Source organism: Pseudomonas faucium, assembly GCF_021602585.1.
GTDB lineage: Bacteria > Pseudomonadota > Gammaproteobacteria > Pseudomonadales > Pseudomonadaceae > Aquipseudomonas > Aquipseudomonas faucium.
The window spans coordinates 22199-42148 of the sequence record NZ_BQIP01000010.1 but is presented as its reverse complement, the minus strand read 5'-3'; the positions used below and the strand labels follow the sequence as shown (position 1 = coordinate 42148).

At 64.1% G+C, this 19950-nt stretch carries 18 protein-coding genes; 11 read left to right on the top strand and 7 right to left on the bottom strand.

The window, feature by feature from the left end; translation table 11 throughout:
• Window positions 1–53: 53 nt before the first annotated feature.
• Window positions 54–3959, top strand: coding sequence for an ATP-dependent RNA helicase HrpA (gene hrpA, locus L6D75_RS13670; protein WP_176517814.1), 3906 nt, complete (start codon window positions 54–56; stop codon window positions 3957–3959).
• A gap of 195 nt (window positions 3960–4154) precedes the next feature.
• The gene (locus tag L6D75_RS13665; protein WP_178128741.1) at window positions 4155–5276 is read left to right on the top strand and encodes a beta-ketoacyl-ACP synthase III; all 1122 of its coding nucleotides are present in this window, start codon (window positions 4155–4157) and stop codon (window positions 5274–5276) included.
• Window positions 5277–5458: 182 nt separating this feature from the next.
• Here L6D75_RS13665 and L6D75_RS13660 read toward each other — a convergent pair whose 3' ends face one another.
• Entirely contained in the window at window positions 5459–6703 is a 1245-nt protein-coding gene (locus L6D75_RS13660; protein WP_176517747.1) for a putative porin, read from the bottom strand.
• Window positions 6704–6930: 227 nt separating this feature from the next.
• On the opposite strand from L6D75_RS13660, the gene L6D75_RS13655 reads away from it, so the two are divergent.
• Window positions 6931–8058, top strand: coding sequence for a GNAT family N-acetyltransferase (locus tag L6D75_RS13655; RefSeq protein ID WP_176517748.1), 1128 nt, complete (start codon window positions 6931–6933; stop codon window positions 8056–8058).
• Window positions 8059–8169: 111 nt separating this feature from the next.
• Here L6D75_RS13655 and L6D75_RS13650 read toward each other — a convergent pair whose 3' ends face one another.
• The 4 genes from L6D75_RS13650 to L6D75_RS13635 all read right to left on the bottom strand — a co-directional run bounded on the left by L6D75_RS13650 (window position 8170) and on the right by L6D75_RS13635 (window position 12365).
• The gene (locus L6D75_RS13650) at window positions 8170–10002 is read right to left on the bottom strand and encodes an ABC transporter ATP-binding protein (RefSeq protein WP_176517749.1); all 1833 of its coding nucleotides are present in this window, start codon (window positions 10000–10002) and stop codon (window positions 8170–8172) included.
• 62 nt (window positions 10003–10064) lie between these two features.
• The gene (locus tag L6D75_RS13645; protein WP_176517750.1) at window positions 10065–10622 is read right to left on the bottom strand and encodes a peptidylprolyl isomerase; all 558 of its coding nucleotides are present in this window, start codon (window positions 10620–10622) and stop codon (window positions 10065–10067) included.
• Window positions 10616–11428: an alpha/beta fold hydrolase gene (locus tag L6D75_RS13640; protein ID WP_176517751.1), complete on the bottom strand. Its 813-nt coding sequence runs from the start codon at window positions 11426–11428 to the stop codon at window positions 10616–10618. Before L6D75_RS13640 ends, L6D75_RS13645 begins: the two co-directional genes overlap by 7 nt.
• Before the next feature lie 13 nt (window positions 11429–11441).
• Window positions 11442–12365, bottom strand: a complete 924-nt coding sequence (locus L6D75_RS13635) for a LysR family transcriptional regulator (RefSeq protein WP_176517752.1) — start codon at window positions 12363–12365, stop codon at window positions 11442–11444.
• Window positions 12366–12412: 47 nt separating this feature from the next.
• Here L6D75_RS13635 and L6D75_RS13630 point away from each other — a divergent pair, with 47 nt between their 5' ends.
• The 4 genes from L6D75_RS13630 (at window position 12413) to L6D75_RS13615 (ending at window position 15494) form a co-directional block, all read left to right on the top strand.
• The gene (locus tag L6D75_RS13630; RefSeq protein ID WP_176517753.1) at window positions 12413–12727 is read left to right on the top strand and encodes a 3-phosphoglycerate kinase; all 315 of its coding nucleotides are present in this window, start codon (window positions 12413–12415) and stop codon (window positions 12725–12727) included.
• 108 nt (window positions 12728–12835) lie between these two features.
• Window positions 12836–13435 carry an FMN-dependent NADH-azoreductase gene (locus tag L6D75_RS13625; RefSeq protein WP_176517754.1) on the top strand — a complete coding sequence of 200 codons (600 nt, stop codon included), beginning with the start codon at window positions 12836–12838 and terminating at the stop codon, window positions 13433–13435.
• Window positions 13436–13681: 246 nt separating this feature from the next.
• Window positions 13682–14557, top strand: a complete 876-nt coding sequence (locus tag L6D75_RS13620) for a carboxylate/amino acid/amine transporter (RefSeq protein WP_176517755.1) — start codon at window positions 13682–13684, stop codon at window positions 14555–14557.
• A gap of 1 nt (window position 14558) precedes the next feature.
• Complete coding sequence (locus tag L6D75_RS13615; protein ID WP_176517756.1) at window positions 14559–15494, top strand: AEC family transporter; 936 nt, start codon at window positions 14559–14561, stop codon at window positions 15492–15494.
• 114 nt (window positions 15495–15608) lie between these two features.
• Here L6D75_RS13615 and L6D75_RS13610 read toward each other — a convergent pair whose 3' ends face one another.
• On the bottom strand, window positions 15609–16895 hold the full coding sequence (locus L6D75_RS13610) for a mechanosensitive ion channel family protein (protein WP_176517757.1): 1287 nt from the start codon (window positions 16893–16895) through the stop codon (window positions 15609–15611).
• A 144-nt stretch (window positions 16896–17039) separates the two neighbouring features.
• Between L6D75_RS13610 and L6D75_RS13605 the strand changes: the two genes are divergently transcribed.
• Window positions 17040–18362, top strand: coding sequence for a DEAD/DEAH box helicase (locus L6D75_RS13605; protein ID WP_176517758.1), 1323 nt, complete (start codon window positions 17040–17042; stop codon window positions 18360–18362).
• Between the two features lie 88 nt (window positions 18363–18450).
• Here the strand turns inward: L6D75_RS13605 and L6D75_RS13600 are convergent, their stop codons facing one another.
• Window positions 18451–18723 carry a hypothetical protein gene (locus L6D75_RS13600; protein ID WP_176517759.1) on the bottom strand — a complete coding sequence of 91 codons (273 nt, stop codon included), beginning with the start codon at window positions 18721–18723 and terminating at the stop codon, window positions 18451–18453.
• A gap of 225 nt (window positions 18724–18948) precedes the next feature.
• Here L6D75_RS13600 and L6D75_RS13595 point away from each other — a divergent pair, with 225 nt between their 5' ends.
• From L6D75_RS13595 to L6D75_RS13585, 3 genes are all read left to right on the top strand, one after another.
• On the top strand, window positions 18949–19227 hold the full coding sequence (locus tag L6D75_RS13595; protein ID WP_176517760.1) for a BrnT family toxin: 279 nt from the start codon (window positions 18949–18951) through the stop codon (window positions 19225–19227).
• The gene (locus tag L6D75_RS13590; RefSeq protein ID WP_176517761.1) at window positions 19205–19459 is read left to right on the top strand and encodes a BrnA antitoxin family protein; all 255 of its coding nucleotides are present in this window, start codon (window positions 19205–19207) and stop codon (window positions 19457–19459) included. The genes L6D75_RS13595 and L6D75_RS13590 overlap by 23 nt, the downstream gene beginning before the upstream one ends.
• 75 nt (window positions 19460–19534) lie before the next feature.
• Window positions 19535–19930, top strand: coding sequence for a transcriptional regulator (locus tag L6D75_RS13585; RefSeq protein ID WP_176517762.1), 396 nt, complete (start codon window positions 19535–19537; stop codon window positions 19928–19930).
• Window positions 19931–19950 lie beyond the last annotated feature (20 nt).

The window sequence follows — 19950 nt, the reverse complement described above, 5'->3', positions numbered from 1 at the left end:
CATCGAATGCCGATCATGAAAAAGCAGGCCCACCTGCATCACTAAAAAGCCCCATGACTGACCACGCCATCGACAAACTGCTGCAAAACCTCGACCACGCCATGATCGCCGACCGCCATCGCCTGCGCCGGCAACTGCATGAGCTGCGCAAGCGCCCCGACGAGGCCAAGCTTGCCCAGTGGGTGGAAAAGGTCCAGGCGTCCTGCGCCCAGGTCACCGCGCGCCAGAACAGCGTGCCGGTCATCCGCTACGACGACAGCCTGCCGATCGCCGCCAAGCGCGACGAGATCAAGAAGGCCCTGGCAGAACACCAGGTGCTGGTGATCGCCGGCGAGACCGGCTCTGGCAAGACCACCCAGCTGCCCAAGATCTGCCTGGAACTGGGCCGCGGCAGCCATGGCCTGATCGCCCACACCCAGCCACGGCGCATCGCCGCGCGCAGCGTGGCGGCCCGGGTTGCCGAAGAGCTGGCAACGCCGCTGGGCGGGCTGGTTGGTTACCAGGTGCGTTTCGAGGACCAGAGCGACGCCAACACCCTGGTCAAGCTGATGACCGACGGCATCCTCCTGGCCGAGACCCAGCACGACCGCTTCCTCGAGCGCTACGACACGATCATCGTCGACGAAGCCCACGAGCGCAGCCTGAACATCGATTTTCTGCTCGGCTACCTGAAGACCCTGCTGCACCGCCGGCCGGACCTGAAGCTGATCATCACCTCGGCGACCATCGACCTGGAGCGCTTCTCCAAGCATTTCGATGGCGCACCGATCATCGAGGTGTCCGGCCGCACCTACCCGGTCGACACCTGGTACCGGCCGCTGACCAGCGAGCAGGACGAAGAGGGCAACCAGATCGAGGACGACCTCACCGTCGACCAGGCGATCCTCGCCACCCTCGACGAGATCGCCCACCACGAGCGCAGCGAGGGCAAGGGCCCCGGCGATGTGCTGGTGTTCCTGCCGGGCGAGCGGGAAATCCGCGACGCCGCCGAGATCCTGCGCAAGGCGCAATTGCGCCATACCGAGATCCTGCCGCTGTATGCCCGCCTGTCGCCGGCCGAACAGCAGCGCATCTTCCAGTCGCACAGCGGGCGGCGGGTGGTGCTGGCGACCAACGTCGCCGAAACCTCGCTGACCGTGCCCGGCATCCGCTACGTGATCGACACCGGCACCGCGCGCATCAGCCGCTACAGCTACCGCGCCAAGGTCCAGCGCCTGCCGATCGAAGCGGTGTCCCAGGCCAGCGCCAACCAGCGTAAAGGCCGCTGCGGCCGGGTCGAGCCGGGCATCTGCATCCGCCTGTACAGCGAAGAAGACTTCAATGGCCGGCCGGCCTTCACCGACCCCGAGATCCTGCGCACCAACCTGGCCGCGGTGATCCTGCAGATGCTGCACCTGCGCTTGGGCGCGATCGATGCCTTCCCGTTCATCGAGCCGCCGGATGGCAAAGCCATCAGCGACGGCTTCAACCTGTTGCAGGAGCTCTCGGCGGTCAACCGCGAGAACCAGCTGACCCCACTCGGCCGCCAGCTGGCGCGCCTGCCGATCGACCCCCGGCTGGGCCGCATGCTGCTCGAAGGCGCCCGCCAGGGCAGCCTGCAGGAAGTGTTGATCGTCGCCAGTGCGCTGTCGGTGCAAGACCCGCGCGAGCGCCCGCCAGAGCGCCAGCAGGCCGCCGATCAGGCGCACGCGCAGTGGAAGGACGTGGATTCGGACTTCGCGGCGCTTATCAACCTGTGGCGTGGCTTCGAAGAGCAGCGCCAGGCGCTGACCGCCAACCCGCTGCGCAACTGGTGCCGCAAGAACTTCCTCAACTACCTGCGCCTGCGCGAATGGCGCGATGCCCATCGCCAACTGGCGCTGATCTGCCGTGAGCTGCAGCTGACGGTGAACAAGGAACCGTCCGACTACCAGAAAGTGCACAAGGCCATCCTCAGCGGCCTGCTCAGCCAGATCGGCCACAAGGCCGAAGAGGGCGATTACCAGGGCGCGCGCCAGCGCCGCTTCTGGGTTCACCCATCCTCGGGCATCGGCCGCAAGCGCCCGCAGTGGCTGATGGCGGCCGAGCTGGTCGAGACCACCAAGCTGTATGCGCGCATGGTCGCCAAGATCGAGCCCGACTGGATCGAGCCGCTGGCCACCCACCTGGTGAAGAAGAACCACTTCGAGCCGCACTGGGAGAAGAAGCGCGGGCAAGTGGTGGCCTACGAGCAGATCACCTTGTACGGCTTGATCCTGGTGGGCCGGCGCCCGGTGCACTTCGGCCCGATCGACCCGGTCACGTCCCGCGAGCTGTTCATCCGCGAGGGCCTGGTGGGCGGCGAGATCCAGTCGCGGGCCAAGTGCCTGGCGGCCAACAAGCGCCTGCTCGAAGAACTCGACGAGCTGGAGGCCAAGGCCCGCCGGCGCGACATCCTGGCCGATGAAGAAACCCTGTACGGCTTCTACGAGGCGCGCCTGCCGGCCGAAATCCACCAGACCGCGACCTTCGACAGCTGGTACCGCATGGGCAGCCAGAAGGACGCCAACCTGCTGATCATGCGCGAGGAAGACGTGCTGGCCCGCGAGGCCAGTGAAGTGACCGCGGCGCAGTACCCCGACAGCCTGCAGGTGGGCGAGCTGCGCCTGCCGCTGACCTACCACTTCGAACCCGGCCACCCGCGTGACGGCGTGACCGTGCGGGTACCGGCGCCGTTGTTGCCGAGCCTGCCGGGCGAGCGCCTGGAGTGGCTGGTGCCGGGCCTGCTGGAAGCCAAGTGCATCGCCCTGGTGCGCAACCTGCCCAAGGCCCTGCGCAAGAACTTCGTGCCGGTGCCGGACTTCGTCAAGGCGGCGCTGTCGCGCATGGCCTTCGCCCAGGGCGCGCTGCCCCAGGCGCTGGGCCAGGAGCTGCTGCGCATGACCGGTGCGCGGGTGTCCGACGAGGCCTGGGAGGAGTCCATCAGCCTGGTCGAAGGCCACTTGCGGATGAACATCGAAGTGGTCGACGGCCAGGGCAAGTTCCTCGGCGAGGGCCGTGACCTGGCCGAGCTGACCGCCCGCTTTGCCGCCGCCAGCCAGGCAGCGTTGGCAGTGCCGCGCAGCGAGAAGAGCGAACAGCCGGTGCAGGCCAAGGCCTTCAGCGAAGTGAAGCAGACTGCCCAGCAGAAGATCGCCGGGCTGTCGATGACGGTTTACCCGGCGCTGGTGGAAGAAAGCGGCAGCGTGCGCGAAGGGCGTTTCTCGACCCAGGCCGAGGCCGAGTTCCAGCACCGCCGCGCCTTGCAGCGCCTGTTGCTGCAGCAGTTGGCGGAGCCGGCCAAGTTCCTGCGCGGCAAGCTGCCGGGGCTGACCGAGCTGGGCCTGTTGTACCGCGAACTGGGCCGGGTCGAGGCGCTGGTCGAGGACATCCTGCTGGCCAGCCTGGACAGCTGCATCCTCGAAGGCGAAGCCAGCCTGCCACGCGATGGCGCGGCGCTGGCCGGGCTGGCCGAGCGCAAGCGCGGCAGCTGGGCCGAGCACGCCGAGCGCCTGGCGCGCCAGACCCTGGAGGTGCTCAAGCTGTGGCATGGCCTGCAGAAGCGCTTCAAGGGCAAGATCGACCTGAGCCAGGCCGTGGCCCTCAACGACATCAAGCAGCAGCTGGCCAACCTGGTGTACCCAGGCTTCGTGCGCGAAACCCCGAGCGCCTGGTTCAAGGAGCTGCCGCGCTACCTCAAGGCGGTGGAACTGCGCCTGGAAAAACTCGGCGCCCAGGTGCAGAAGGACCGGGTGTGGAGCGCTGAGCTGAGCAACCTGTGGGCGCAGTACAAGGCCCGAGCCGACAAGCATGCTCAGGAAGGCAAGCGTGATGAGCAGCTGGCCTTGTACCGCTGGTTGCTGGAGGAATATCGGGTGTCGCTGTTCGCGCAACAGTTGGGTACAAAAGTGCCGATTTCCGACAAGCGCCTCAGTAAACAGTGGTCGCAGGTGGAAGCCTAAACACCCGAAGTTGTGGCAATATTGATGCAATTTGCGGCTGCAACGCAGCCCTTCGCAAGCAAGCTCGCGCTCCTGCAGGCGCGAGCTTGCTTGCGATCGAGGGCAACGCTCTCGTCTTCAATCTGGCACTAAAGTGCCATTATGCATTTTCCAGCCAGCGCCCCGCGGCGATGGCCTTTGACCAGAGGAACGACCGTGCATAACGTCGTGATCAGCGGCACCGGCCTGTATACCCCGGCCCAGAGCATCTCCAACGAAGAACTGGTGGAGTCCTTCAACACCTGGTCGCAGCAGTTCAACCGCGACAACGCCGATGCCATCGAGCGCGGCGAGATCGAAGCCGCGCCGCTGTCCGATGCGGCTTTCATCGAGAAGGCCTCGGGCATCAAGAGCCGCTTCGTGATGGACAAGGCCGGCATCCTCGACCCGCAGCGCATGAAGCCGCGCCTGCCCGAGCGCTCCAACGACGAGCAGTCGATCCTCTGCGAAATGGGCGTGGCCGCAGCCCGCCAGGCACTGGAACGCGCCGGCCGCACCCCGGCCGATGTCGACGGGGTGATCGTCGCCTGCTCCAACCTGCAGCGCCCGTACCCGGCCATCGCCATCGAGGTGCAGCAGGCCCTGGGCATCGAGGGCTTTGCCTTCGACATGAACGTGGCCTGCTCGTCGGCCACCTTCGGTATCCAGACCGCCGCCAACAGCGTGCAGCTGGGCCAGGCCCGCGCACTGCTGGTGGTGAGCCCGGAAATCTGCACCGGGCACCTGAACTTCCGCGACCGCGACAGCCACTTCATCTTCGGTGACGCGGCCACTGCGGTGCTGGTCGAGCGCGCCGACCAGGCCACCTCGGCGCATCAGTTCGACATTGTCGGCACCAAGCTGCTGACCGCGTTCTCCAACAACATCCGCAACAACTTCGGCTTCCTCAACCGCACCGCGGAAGAGGGCGTCGGCGCGCCAGACAAACTGTTCGTGCAGGAAGGCCGCAAGGTGTTCCGCGAAGTGTGCCCGATGGTCGCCGAGCTGATCGGCAAGCACCTGGGCGAGAACGGCCTGCAGCCGTCCGACGTCAAGCGCTTCTGGCTGCACCAGGCCAACCTGAGCATGAACCACCTGATCGTGAAGAAACTGCTGGGGCGCGAGGTGGCCGAGGAAGACGCACCGGTGATTCTCGACCGCTATGCCAACACCAGTTCGGCGGGGTCGGTGATTGCCTTCCACTTGTACCAGGATGACCTGGCCAAGGGCTCGCTGGGGGTGTTGAGCTCGTTTGGTGCGGGGTATTCGATTGGTAGTGTGATTCTGCGCAAGCGCTGAGATTGGTGGGGCTGCTTTGCAGCCCTTTCGCGACACAAGGCCGCTCCTACAGATTTTGTAGGAGCGGCCTTGTGTCGCGAAAGGGCCGCAAAGCGGCCCCATCCTTTGTGCAGACAAAAAAAGGCAGGAAGCACCGGATGGGGTCGGTGCTTCCTGCCTGAGTAACGCAAGGGAGCTACAGCTTAGAACTTGGCTTCCAGGTCCACCTGCAGGGTATCTACGTCAGCATCGCTGTTCGGCAGGTTGGAGTAGTCGGTCTTGGCCATCATGTAGGCCGCGCCCAGGGCGAAGTTCTTGTCGATCTCGTAGCCGACCTTGAACTTGTGGCCACGCGAACCTGTGAAGCCGTTGCCGAAGTCCGAATCGGTGAACAGGCTGACTACACCGTTACGCTGTACGTCGCGGTAGTTGTAGTCCAGGCTCCAGGCGCCGATCTTGCTCTTCAGGCCAGCCAGCCAGGCCTTGTCCTTGCCATCGGTGCTCTCGGTGTTCTTGACGAACTGGCCGTAAGCCGACAGCGGGATGGCGAAGCCGGTGAAGTCGACCTGGCCAAAGCCTTCCACCAGGTTGAACTCGTCGGTGGTGTTGCCCAGCGAGCGCAGGGCAGCCGAGGCCTTGTCGTTGTCGTAGCCGTAGATGCTGCCGCCCACGGTGACCTTGACGGTGTCAGCCGCGTTGAACTTGGTACCCAGCTGGGCCGCGTACAGTTGCGCGTCGTGCTTGAACTGCACGCCGTCGCCATCGACGTTGTCCTTCAGGTTGTAGTGGCCGATGCTGCCGAACACTTCGGCAGGGCCGAGGTTGGTCTTGTAGGTGGCTGCCACGCCTTCCGGGTTGATGTCGCTGTCCCAGATGATGTCGCCCATGCTCACCCATGGCTGCATCATCTTGCCGCCGATCAGGTGCAGGTTCGGCACGGCAGTGGGGTGCCAGTCGAGGTAGGCCAGGTCGACCCACAGCGATTTCTTCTCGAAGTAGTTGTCCAGGCTCTGGTTGGTCGAGCGGGCATCGGCGCTGCTGCCGGTGGCCACACGCACGCCGGCGTCGACCTGCGGGTTGATCTCGCTGTAGAAACCGACACGGGCACGCACGCGCTCACGGTCCTGGTTGCCACTGCGGGAGATCGGGTTGTCGACGTTGACGTCTTCGTAACGCAGGCGCACATCACCCTTGATCTGGGTCTTGGCGGCCCATGCCACTTTCTGTTCGAAGGAGCTCATACGTTCGGACTGAGCTTTCTGGTCGGCCTTTTCCTTGGTTTCTTTTGCCAGGTCGCCTTGCAGTTCGTTGTACTGCGCCTGGTTGATTGAGCCATTGGCGCGGAGCATTTCGAGCAGCTTGGCGTCGACAGCAGCACTGGCCGGAGTACTCAGAGCCAGCATCATGCCGGTGAGGCTCACTCCGGTAAGTGTAGAAACAAGACGCATAAGGTTCTCCCTACTGAAAAATATTGGGGAGGCTCAGCGCCCGCCCCCATGTTGGCATGTCTTCGGAAAAGGCCTGAATAGACAGGTTCTGGGGTTCCGGAAAACAGGCGCAAGTATTGCGAGGGCGAATGACAGAATAATGTCTAATTAGTGGCACTGCGGTTAAGTAATTGAGTGTCAAAGGGTCATTCCGCAATACTGGGGGCGTTCAGCAACGAGTCGATACCGTGACCAGCCTTTACAGCCTCGCCCATCTGCGTGACCTGCCGGCAGCCACCTGGGACGCCCTGGTGCCCGCCGGCCAACCCTTCCTGCGCCATGCCTTCCTCAGTGCCATGGAAGACAGCGCCAGCGTGGCCCCTTCAAGCGGTTGGGCCGCCGAACACCTGGTGCTGGAGCGTGACGGGCAGGTGCGCGCGTTGCTGCCGGCGTACCGCAAGTGGCACTCGTTTGGCGAGTATGTGTTCGACCAGGGCTGGGCCGATGCCTGCGAGCGCGCCGGCATTGCCTACTACCCCAAGCTGCTGGGTGCGGTGCCGTTCAGCCCGGTCAGCGGCCCGCGCTTGCTGGCTGCCGACCCCGCCGATGGCCTGTTGCTGCTGCAGGCGTTGCCGGAGTACCTGAACAAGGGCGGGCTGTCGGGGGCGCACATCAACTTCACCGACACCAGCCTCGATGAGCGCATGGCCAGCTTGCCGGGCTGGATGGAGCGGCTGGGTTGCCAGTTCCATTGGCGCAACCGCGGCTACCGCGATTTCCAGGATTTTCTCGACAGCTTGAGTTCACGCAAGCGCAAGCAGATGCGCAAGGAGCGCGAGCAGGTGGCGGGGCAGGGCATCGATTTTCGCTGGTACCGTGGCGATGAGCTGGATGAGGCCCAATGGGATTTCATCTACCTGTGCTATGCCAACACCTACGCGGTGCGCCGGCGTTCGCCGTATCTGACGCGTGAATTCTTCAGCCTGCTGGCCGAGCGCATGCCCGAAGCGATCCGGGTGGTGCTGGCCAGGCAGGGCGGGCGCGACGTGGCCATGGCCTTGAGCCTGGTCGGGGGTGACAGCCTGTTTGGTCGCTACTGGGGGTGCCTGGATGAATTCGACCGGCTGCACTTCGAAACCTGTTTCTACCAGGGCATGGACTTTGCGATTGCCGAAGGGCTGCAACGCTTCGATGCCGGGGCGCAGGGGGAGCACAAGCTGATTCGCGGGTTCGAGCCGGTGCTGACGCGGTCGTGGCATTACCTGCTGCATCCGGGGTTGCGGCGGGCGGTGGAGGATTTTCTGCGCCAGGAGCGGGAAGGGGTGAGGGGGTATGCCGAGGAGGCTTGGGGGATGTTGCCTTATCGCCGGGATTGAATGGTTTGTTGCCTGCGCGGGCCCTATCGCCGGCAAGCCGGCTCCCACAGGGGCTGCACAGTGTTGGAACTTGTGGCGACCTGTGGGAGCCGGCTTGCCGGCGATAGGGGCTCAATCCACCCCGACGAACCCGCCAGTCTGGTGATGCCACAACCGCGCATACAACCCCTGCTGCTCCAGCAACTCGCTGTGGCTGCCACTCTCGACGATGTGCCCCTTGTCCAGCACCACCAGCCGGTCCATCCGGGCAATGGTCGACAGCCGGTGGGCAATGGCGATCACCGTCTTGCCCTGCATCAGGGTCTCCAGGCTTTCCTGGATCGCCGCTTCCACTTCCGAGTCCAGCGCCGAGGTGGCCTCGTCCATGATCAGGATCGGCGCATTCTTCAGCAGCACCCGGGCAATGGCGATGCGCTGGCGCTGGCCACCCGACAACTTCACCCCGCGCTCGCCCACATGGGCATCGAAGCCAGTACGCCCCTGGGCATCGGAGAGCAGCGGGATGAAATCATCAGCCCGCGCACGGCGTACGGCTTCGTGCAGCGCCGCCTCGCTGGCGTCGGGGCGGCCATACAGCAGGTTGTCGCGGATCGAGCGGTGCAGCAGCGAGGTGTCCTGGGTGATCATGCCAATCTGCGCGCGCAGGCTGGCCTGGCTGACCTCGGCGATGTTCTGCCCGTCGATCAGGATGCGCCCGCCCTGCACGTCGTAGAGCCTGAGCAGCAGGTTGACCAGGGTCGACTTGCCGGCCCCGGACGGGCCGATCAGGCCGATCTTCTCGCCGGGGCGGATGTCCAGGTTCAGCCCTTCGATCACGTTGCCGCCCTTGCCGTAGTGGAAGTCCACATCGTCGAAGCGCACCGCGCCGCGGCTGACCTTCAGCGCCGGGGCCTGGGGCTTGTCGGTGACGGTGACCGGCTGGGCGATGGTCTGCAGGCCGTCCTGGACCATGCCGATGTTCTCGAAGATGCCGTTGACCACCCACATGATCCAGCCCGACATGTTGACGATGCGGATCACCAGGCCGGTGGCCAGGGCAATGGCGCCCACGGTGATCAGCGACTGGCTCCACAGCCACAGGGCAAGGCCGGTGGTGGCGACCACCAGCAGGCCGTTGAGGGTGGTGATGACCACGTCCATGCTGGTGACCACGCGTGAGGCCAGCTGGGTTTTCTCGGTCTGCTCGCGGATCGCTTCGCGGGCGTACTGCTGCTCGTAGTCGGTGTGGGCGAACAGCTTGAGGGTGGCGATGTTGGTGTAGCCATCGACGATGCGGCCCATCAGCTTGGAGCGCGCGTCGGAGGACACCACCGAGCGCTCCTTGACCCTGGGCACGAAGTAGAACAGCGAGGCGATGTACGCGGCGATCCAGGCCAGCAGCGGCAGCATCAGGCGCCAGTCGGCCTCGGCGAACAGCACCAGCGAGGTGACGGCGTAGATCAGTACATGCCACAGGGCATCGACCGCCTGCACCGCCGAATCGCGCAGCGAGTTGCCGGTCTGCATGATGCGTTGGGCGATGCGCCCGGCGAAGTCGCTCTGGAAGAAGTTCAGGCTCTGCTTGAGCACATAGGTGTGGTTCTGCCAGCGGATCAGGCTGGTCATGCCGGGGTTGATGGTCTGGTGCACCAGCAGGTCGTGCAGGCCGAAGAAGATCGGCCGCAACAGCAAAATCACCACCAGCATCCAGATCAGCTCGCCACTGTGCTCGCTGAAGAAGTTGGCATTGGGCGTGCCCTGGGCCAGGTCGATGATGCGGCTCAGGTAGCTGAACATCGCCACCTCGATCAGCGAGGCGAACAGGCCGACCACCAGCAGGGCGAGAAAGCTTGGCCACACCTGGCGCAGGTAGTAGAGGTAGAAGGGCCACACCTGGGTGGGCGGCGATTCGCTCGGGGCGTCGCGGAAGATGTCGATCAGTTGCTCGAAGCGGCGGTACAGCATGGGTGACGAGACTCCTGTGCTACCCGACCTGAGGTGGTTTCACGTCCTTGTGAAACCTGCGATCAGTCGATGCGTTTGGCAGACTTGATGAACACCGGGTCGGCCGGCACATCGCGCATGCCTTTCTTGACGGTGGTTGGCGAGTTGACGATCTGGTCGACCACTTCCATGCCCTTGGTGACCTTGCCGAACACGGCGTAGCCACGGTCGCGGCCCGGGTTGAGGAAGTCGTTGTCGGCGACGTTGATGAAGAACTGGCTGGTGGCCGAGTTCGGGTCGGAGGTGCGCGCCATCGACAGCGTGCCGCGGGTGTTCTGCAGGCCGTTGCTGGCTTCGTTGCGGATCGGGTCGCGGGTGGGCTTTTGCACCATCTGCTCGGTGAAGCCGCCACCCTGGACCATGAAGCCTGGGATCACGCGGTGGAAAATGGTGTTGTTGTAGAACCCGCTGTCGACGTACTCGAGAAAGTTCTTGGTACTGATCGGCGCCTTCTCGGCATTGAGCTCGATTTCGACCTGGCCGAAGCTTGTGTCCAGCAATACGTGCGGGGTCTTGTCGGAGGCCATGACGCTGGTGGCGAAGGCCACCGAGCAGGCGGTGAGCAGGAGTTTTTTCAGCATGGGCTCAAAGATCCTTGAGAGGTGGAAGCGGCTGCGAGGAATTGCAGCAATGTCTGGTTGAAGACCTCGGGTTGGTCAAGGGGCGTAGCGTGCCGGGAATCGTCGATGACTACCAGCTTTGCGTGGGGCATCAGCGCCACGTAGCGTTCCTTCAACGGTATCGGCGTGTAATCGTGGTCGGCGGCGATCACCAGCGTGGGACAGTGGATCTGCCCGATGCGTTCCTGCACGCCCCAGTCGACGATGGCATCGAAGCTCTTGAGGTAGGCGCGCTTGTCGTTGCGCGCCCAGCGCTGGGCCATCTTGCGGCGCAGCTCGCTCTGCTCGGGCTTGGGGAACAGGCGTTCGGCCAGGCCCTGGCCGACCGTCTCGACGCTGAGGATGCGCGCCAGGCCCCAGCGCTTGGCCCACCACAGCCAGTCGCTGCGGGTGCGGCGCTTGACCTCGGGGGCGCTGTTGACGATGCACAGGCTGCGCAGCCAGTGCGGGTGGTCGACGGCGAACTGAAAACCGACCATGCCGCCCATGGACAGCCCGACGAAGTGCACCGGGCCGGTCTGCAGGTGTTCGAGCAGGGCCAGCAGGTCTTCGCTGAAGGTGGCGATCTGGTAACCGTCGCGGGGCTTGTCGGAGCGGCCGTGGCCACGGATGTCCATGAGGATCACCCGGTAGTGCTGGCTCAGCACGGGCACCTGCAGTTCCCAGTCCTGGCTGCTGGAGCCCAGGCCGTGCAGCAGTACCAGGGGGTCGCCCTGGCCGTATTCCTGATAATGCAGTGAGCATCCTTCATGTTCGAAATAGGCCATGGGCGCGGTCCTCTCAGGCTTGCGGGGGGGCTGCGAAGGGCACGTCCAGGGGCGCGGTGTCGAAATTGCGCAGCAGGTCGATGAGAATCTGCGTGGCCGGGCCCAGGGTCTTCTCTTTGCTCGAATAAAGGTAGAACAGTGGGTGGCGGCTGCCACCCTGATCCAGCGGCAATGGCTTGAGCACGCCTTCGCGCAGCTCGCGCTCGATCATGTGCCGCGGCAGCCAGGCAAAGCCCAGGCCGCTGCTGACGAAGGTGGTGGCGGTGCCCAGGCTGCCGACCGTCCAGCGCTGCTCGGCGCCGAGCCAGCCGACATCGCGCGGCTGCGCACGGCCGGAGTCGCGGATCACCACCTGCAGCTGGCTCTCCAGGTCCTGGAAGGTCAGCTCGCGGCCCAGGCGGTGCAGGCTGTGTTCGGGGTGGGCGACGGCGACGAACTCCACGGCGCTGAGCTCGGCGCCCAGGTAGCCACCGATGCTGTAGCTGCTGATGGCCAGGTCGGCGATGCCTTCGTGCATCACCTCCTCGACGCCGGACAGCACCTCTTCGCGCAGGCGCACCCGGCAACCGCGGCTCTGCGGCATGAACGCGGCCAGGGCGCGCACCAGGCGGGCGCTGGGGTAGGCGGCATCGACCACCACGCGCACCTCGGCTTCCCAGCCTTGCTCCATGTGGTGGGCCAGGTCTTCGAGCTGGCTGGCCTGCTTGACCAGGTGCCGCGAGCGGCGCAGCAGCACGTTGCCGGCTTCGGTGAGCACGGCCTTGCGCCCATCGATGCGCAGCAGCGGCACGCCCAGTTGCTCCTGCATGCGCGCCACGGTGTAGCTGACCGACGACTGCGACCGGTGCAAGGCATCGGCGGCCTGGGCAAACCCTCCGTGATCGACCACTGCCTGCAGGGTTCGCCACTGATCCAGGGTTACGCGCGGCGCTTTCATCTTTGGCTCCTGTTGTCCTAAGCTGCGCTCTTTCAAGGAGAGCGCCCATGAAGAAGTGTTGTGCGGCAATACTGATGTGCCTGCCCCTGGGGGCCATGGCTTACCCCATCGACGTGGAGAAGGAACTGACCGGGGTCAAGCTGGACTACACCGCCTACGACACCGCCTACGACATCGGTGCCATTACCCTGAACAACTATGGGCAAGTGCCGGCGGCCTGCAAGGTGATGTTCCGCAATGGCCCTGAAGCGCCACGGGTGCGCCGGGTCAATGTGCCGGCCGGCAAGAGCGTGGACGTGACGGCCAAGTTCAACCGGCAGATCATCAAGCTGCGCATCGCGCTGGACTGTAAAGCGCAATAAAACGGATTAATCGATAGATTGCACCCACTTTTTACGCTTTTTTATCGATAGGTCAAGCCTTAATCTCACCTCCATCGAATCGCACCCTTTTTGCCGATGGAGGCACCCATGTCCCGCGTACTGATCATCGAAAGCAGCGCCCGCCAGCAGGATTCCGTTTCTCGTCAACTGACTCGCGACTTCATCGAGCAGTGGCAAGCGGCGCACCCGGCTGACGAGATCAGCGTGCGCGACCTGGCCGTAACGCCGGTGCCGCACCTGGATGCCAACCTGCTCGGTGGCTGGATGAAGCCGCAAGAGCAGCGCAACGCCGCCGAACTGGATGCCCTGGCCCGTTCCAACGCGTTGACCGATGAACTGCTGGCCGCCGATGTGCTGGTAATGGCCGCGCCGATGTACAACTTCACCATCCCCAGCACGCTGAAGGCCTGGCTCGACCACGTGCTGCGTGCCGGCATCACCTTCAAGTACACCCCGACCGGCCCGCAAGGCCTGCTGACCGGCAAGCGCGCCATCGTCCTGACCGCCCGTGGCGGCATCCATGCCGGCGCCACCAGCGACCACCAGGAACCCTACCTGCGCCAGGTGATGGCATTCATTGGCATCCACGATGTGAACTTCATCCATGCCGAAGGCCTGAACATGAGCGGTGACTTCCACGAGAAGGGCATCAACCAGGCCAAGGCCAAGCTGGCGGCGGTGGCCTGAGCTTCAGCGAATTCCCAACCCTGACACCTTGTTTGCTCCTTTGGGTGTACCTGCCCGGCCTCGATGGCCGGGCTTTTTTTTGCCCCTGCCGACCCTATCGCCGGCCTCGCAAGCCTTGAGTGCTGTGCTATCTCTGTGGGAGCCGGCTTACCGGCGATAGGGCCAGAACAGCCCCCACATTACTCATGGTTGAACACACAGCCCGCAACCCGCTAAGGTCGCCGCCTTGATCCACGAGAGGCAACCATGGGCTACCTGATAATCGTCGCGCTGATCCAGGCGTTTTCCTTCAGCCTGATCGGCGAGTACCTGGCCGGGCACGTCGACAGCTATTTCGCCGTGCTCGCGCGCGTGGTGCTGGCGGGCCTGGTGTTCCTGCCGCTGACCCGCTGGCGCCAGGTCGAGCCGCGTTTCCTGCGCTCGATGCTACTGATCGGCGCGCTGCAGTACGGCATCACCTATGTCTGCCTGTACCTGAGCTTCCGCGTGCTGACGGTGCCGGAAGTGCTGCTGTTCACCATCCTCACCCCCTTGCACGTGACGCTGATCGAAGACGCCCTGAACCGGCGCTTCAACCCCTGGGCACTGTTGGCCGCGCTGGTGGCGGTGGCCGGCGCGGGGGTGATCCGCTTCGACAGCATCAGTGGCGACTTCTTCATCGGCTTTTTGCTGCTGCAGCTGGCCAACTTCACCTATGCCGCCGGCCAGGTGCTGTACCGCCACCTGGTCGCCCGCCACCCCAGCGACCTGCCGCACTACAAGCGCTTCGGCTACTTCTACCTGGGCGCCTTGATCGTCGTGCTGCCGGCCTTCCTGCTGTTCGGCAACGCCCAGCACTTGCCGAGCACCGATGTGCAGTGGCTGGTGTTGCTGTTCCTCGGCCTGTGCCCGACGGCACTCGGGCTGTACTGGTGGAACAAGGGCGCCTGCCTGGTTTCCGGCGGCACCCTGGCGGTGATGAACAACCTGCATGTGCCGGTGGGCCTGTTGCTCAACCTGCTGATCTGGAACCAGCATGAACCGCTGGGCCGGCTGTTCATCGGTGGCGCGATCATCCTCGCGTCGGTGTGGCTGAGCCGCCTGGGCAGCCGCGTTGAATCGCCGCTGGCCCGCAAGGCCTGACATGCACACCATCTTCGTCATCGTCGCGCCGATCTTCGCCCTGATTCTGGTCGGCTACCTGTGCCGCCGGGCCAACAAGCTCGGCGACAAGGCCGCTGCCGAGATCAACAAGATGGTGGTCTGGCTGTGCCTGCCGGCGTTGCTGTTCAAGGTCACGGCCACCGCGACCTGGAGCGAGATCTGGCACCCAGGCTTCATCGTCGCGTTCGGCGCGGGGGCGTTGGCCATGTTCGTCGCCACCCTGGCCTGGCGCCTGTACAGCGGCCATGGCCTGGTAGCGGCGAGCATCGATGGCTTGAGCGCGGGCTATGCCAACACCGGTTACATCGGCATTCCGCTGTGCCTACTGCTGTTTGGCCAGGCGGGTTTGCAGCCGGCGCTGATTTCGTCGCTGATCGTGGTGTGCCTGGTGTTTGCGATTTCGCTGACGCTGATCGAGATCGGCCTGCAGGAGGAGCGGCAGGTCGGCCGGGCGATGCTTGTGGTCGGCAAGGCGCTGGCGAAGAACCCGCTGGTGATCTCGCCGCTGGCGGGGGCGGCCTGGGCCGTGTCCGGGCTGGGGCTGGCGGAGCCGGTGATGCATTTTCTCGACATGCTGGCGCTGGCCACCACGCCTTGCGCGCTGGTGTCGCTGGGCGCGTTTCTGGCCGAGAAGCGTACGGGTGCGCAGGCCAGCCCCTGGCCGTTGGTGGCGATGAAGCTGGTGGGGCAGCCGGCGTTGACCTGGGTGCTGGCGTTCAAGGTGTTCAGCTTGCCAACCATGTGGGCGGCGTCGGCGGTGCTGCTGGCGGCGCTGCCGACCGGCACCGGGCCGTTCATGCTGGCGGAGTATTACAACCGGGAGGCGGGGTTGATTTCGCGCACGATCCTGTTGTCGACCGTGGCTTCGTTGGTGACCTTGACTGGGTTGTTGTATTTGCTGGGGTATGCGGGGTGATTGGGGGCTGCTTTGCAGCCCTTTCGCGACACAAGGCCGCTCCTACAGGAGATCGCGTGTGTCTGTAGGAGCGGCCTTGTGTCGCGAAAGGGCCGCAAAGCGGCCCCGGCACTCTCAAGCCTCGCTCAATTCCTCAAGCCGGCGCGGCACCCGCCCCGCCAACCCCACCCGCATGTCATTGCCACTGGGCTGCTGATACAAGCTCAAGCCAAACTCCGGCAACACCGCCAGCAGGTAATCGAAGATATCCCCCTGGATCCGCTCGTAATCCGCCCACACCGTTGTTGTGGTGAAGCAGTAGATCTCCAGCGGCACCCCTTCGGCGGTGGTCTGCATCTGCCGCACCATGCAGGTCATGCCCGCATGCACATTGGGGTGATTCTTCAGGTAGGCCAGGGCAAAGGCGCGGAAGGTGCCGATGTTGGTCAGCTTGCGGCGGTTGGCCGCCAGCTCCGGCACCGGCCCCAGGGCCTCGTTCCAGGCCTGCAGCTCCTGGCGCTTGGTGGCCAGGTAGTCGCCCAGCAGGCGTACCTGGCCCAGGCGCTGTTCCTCTTCCTGGGTCAAAAAGCGCACGCCGGCGGCGTCGATAAACAGGCTGCGCTTGATCCGCCGCCCACCCGACTGCTGCATGCCGCGGTAGTTGCGAAACGACTCGCTCATCAGGCGCCAGGTGGGGATGGAGACGATGGTCTTGTCGAAGTTCTGCACCTTCACCGTGTGCAAGGTGATGTCCACCACATCGCCATCGGCGCCGACCTGGGGCATCTCGATCCAGTCACCGACGTGCAGCATGTCGTTGCTGGTCAGCTGCACGCTGGCGACGAACGACAGCAGCGTGTCCTTGTACACCAACAGCAGCACCGCCGACATCGCACCCAGCCCCGACAGCAGCAACAGCGGCGAACGGTCGATCAGGGTGGCGACGATGACGATCGCGGCGAAGATCCACAACATCATCTTGGCCAGCTGCACATAGCCCTTGATCGAGCGGGTACGGGCATGCTCGGTGCGTGCGTAGATGTCCAGCAGGCCATCGAGCAGGCACGACAGCGCCAGGGTCATGAACAGCAGGGTGAAGGCCAGGGCGACGTTGCCGAGGAAGTGCGCGGCGGTATCGGACAGCTCCGGCACCAGCTTCAGGCCGAACTGGATGACCAGCGACGGCGTGGTTTGCGCCAGGCGGTGGAACACCTTGTTGTGGCGCAGGTCGTCGAACCACTTGAGCGCCGGTTGGCGGGCCAGCAGGCGCGTGCCGTGGAGAATCAGGAAGCGCGCCAGGCGGCCGATCACCAGGGAAATCAACAACAGCACGGCCAGGCCGATGGCGGCGTGGAGCATCGGGTGTTGGTCGAGGGTGCCCCACAGGTCGAGGCTGTCACGCCAGATTTTTTGCATATCCATAGGCTTGAAACGGTCTTTGCTTGCGAAACGAAGTGGCATTAGAGCGCGGATGGCGACAAAGTTGCCAAAAGAAATTCGGCTCTTGCGGCAGAAAACGTTACCCTATGCAACTGAATTTCCCCGCACTTGCCTGAGGTTACCTCCGTGTTCTCCCAATTCGCCCTGCATGAACGCCTGCTTAAAGCCGTGGCCGAGCTTAAATTTGTCGAGCCAACCCCGGTGCAGGCCGCGGCCATCCCCCTGGCCCTGCAAGGGCGTGACCTGCGTGTGACCGCGCAGACCGGCAGCGGCAAGACCGCCGCTTTCGTCCTGCCGCTGCTCAACCGCCTGGTCGACCTGAGTGGCCCGCGGGTCGAAATCCGCGCGCTGATCCTGCTGCCGACCCGCGAGCTGGCCCAGCAGACCCTCAAGCAAGTGCAGCTGTTCTCGCAGTTCACCTACATCAAGTCGGGCCTGGTGACCGGCGGTGAAGACTTCAAGGAACAGGCCGCGATGCTGCGCAAGGTGCCGGACGTGCTGATCGGCACCCCGGGCCGCCTGCTCGAGCAGCTCAACGCCGGCAACCTCGACCTGTCCCACGTGCAGGTGCTGATCCTCGACGAAGCCGACCGCATGCTCGACATGGGCTTTGCCGAAGACATGGAGCGCCTGTGCAAGGAGTGCGAGAACCGCGAGCAGACCCTGCTGTTCTCTGCCACCACCGGTGGCGCGGCCCTGCGTGACATCATCGGCAAGGTGCTCAAAGACCCTGAGCACCTGATGCTCAACAGCGTCTCGCAGCTCGCCGAAGGCACCCGCCAGCAGATCATCACCGCCGACCACGACCAGCACAAAGAAGCGATCGTGCAGTGGCTGCTGGCGAACGAGACCTTCGACAAGGCGATCATCTTCACCAACACCCGCGCCCTGGCCGACCGCATCTACGGCCACCTGGTGGCCAAGGACGTGAAGGCCTTCGTGCTGCACGGCGAGAAGGACCAGAAGGACCGCAAGCTGGCCATCGAGCGCTTCAAGCAGGGCAGCTCCAAGGTGCTGGTGGCCACCGACGTGGCCGCCCGCGGCCTGGACATCGACGGCCTGGACCTGGTGATCAACTTCGACATGCCACGCAGCGGCGACGAGTACGTGCACCGCATCGGCCGTACCGGCCGTGCGGGCGGCGAAGGCCTGGCGATTTCGCTGATCACCCACAATGACTGGAACCTGATGTCCAGCATCGAACGCTACCTCAAGCAGCAGTTCGAGCGCCGGGTGATCAAGGAAGTCAAAGGCACCTACAACGGGCCGAAGAAGGTCAAGGCGTCGGGCAAGGCTGCCGGCACCAAGAAGAAGAAGGTCGAGAAGAAGGGCGGCGACAAGAAGGCCACGGCCAAGCGCAAGCCAACCGCCAAGCCCAAGGCCAACGCACCACTGGCCAGCGCCGACGGCCTGGCGCCGCTGAAGAAGCGCAAGCCTGCGGCTGAGTAATCCGCGCAGGCCCTATCGCCGGCAAGCCGGCTCCCACAGCTATTTGTAGGAGCCGGCTTGCCGGCGATAGGGCCCTTGGTTCACCCCATCAGTCAGCCTTCTTCTCCGCCGTCTTCAATTCCTTGATCCGTTGATCGATCAACTGACACTTGTCGGGCAAGTCCTTGCTCGCCGTCCCCAGCTCCATCCCCTGGAGCTCATCATTGATCTCCTTGGCCTTCTGCGGGTTCTGCTCGGTGAGCTGACTGACCAGCCCAGCCAGCTCCTCACGTTTCTGTGTCGCCTCTTCCGGCGTGCAGGCCCAGGCGGGCAGGGCGCAGAACAGGGCAGTGGCACAGGCGATGCGCAGCAGCGGTTTCATCCTTAACTACCTCCGGCAGTGGGTATGCCCGGTGGAGGTGTGTGTGGCCCAGCAAGTTCAGTGCTCGCGACCGATGGTGGCCGAGAAGAAATCGCGCGTTGTCGTAGTCCTTTTCTGAACGGCACTGAAAAGCCGTGTGGCGATCTTGATGCCTGGACCGCCCTTCACTAGCCTCGCTGTCAAACAGGAGGTATCGTATGTACAAGTGTAAATACGGAGCGTCCCATGTTCTTTGAGTGGGACGAGGCGAAAAACCAGATCAATATCCGCAAGCATGGCATCGACTTCAGCGATGTTCCGGACATGTTCAACCACCCCATGCTGATTCGCCGGGATAGTTGCGTGGAATATGGAGAGGAACGCTGGGTCAGCCTTGGCTGGTTGAAGTCACTGATAGGCGTGGTCGTTTACACGGAACGGCAAGGTGAAATCATTCGGATCATTTCCGCACGCAAAGCCACCAAATGGGAGGCCAAACATTATGACCAATACATCGAAAACTGACTGGGCGCGGCTGGCCCGGCAGGACGACAAGGATATCGATACCTCGGATATCCCCGAGCTGGGTGAAGACTTTTTCCGACAGGCCGAACTGCGCGTACCTGCCAAGCAAACGGTGACGATCAGGCTCGACGCCGATGTGCTCGCCTGGTTCAAAGCGCAAGGGGCGGGGTATCAGACACGGATCAACCAGTTGCTGCGCCAGTACATGCAAGCCCAGCAGCGAGATCGCTGATTCTTTCGGAACGCCGCCGATCCCCCATGGGTCCCAAGCTGTGTACCCCTTCGTCCACAGCAAGAGGCCATCGCCATGAGCACCACTTACGACTGGGACCTGATCGAGCGCTTGCTGCACGAGGTGCAGAACGGTGCCGGTCACAACTTCACGCCTCGCCCCTATGCCGAGCAGCACGCTGCGGCGCTGGCCGCCGAAGGGCAGCCGGTGGGGGACATCGACCACCTGAAAACTCGCGCCTGCGAGTACGAAAAGTTACTTTTTGAGCGCGGTTTCATCGACAGTCGGGCGCCGGAGGACGGCGGCAATGGCGAGAACTTCGTGCTCACCGAGCGCGGTTCGCGGCTGCTGAGCCTGCTCGACAGCAGCATTCCGGGCTTCGAACACCCGCGCCAGGTGCTGGACGAACAGGAAGATGCCCTGGATGAAGCCACCTTCGACCGGGTGTCTGCCAAGGCGCAGATCGCTTGAAGTCGTTTTGAGACTGGCAA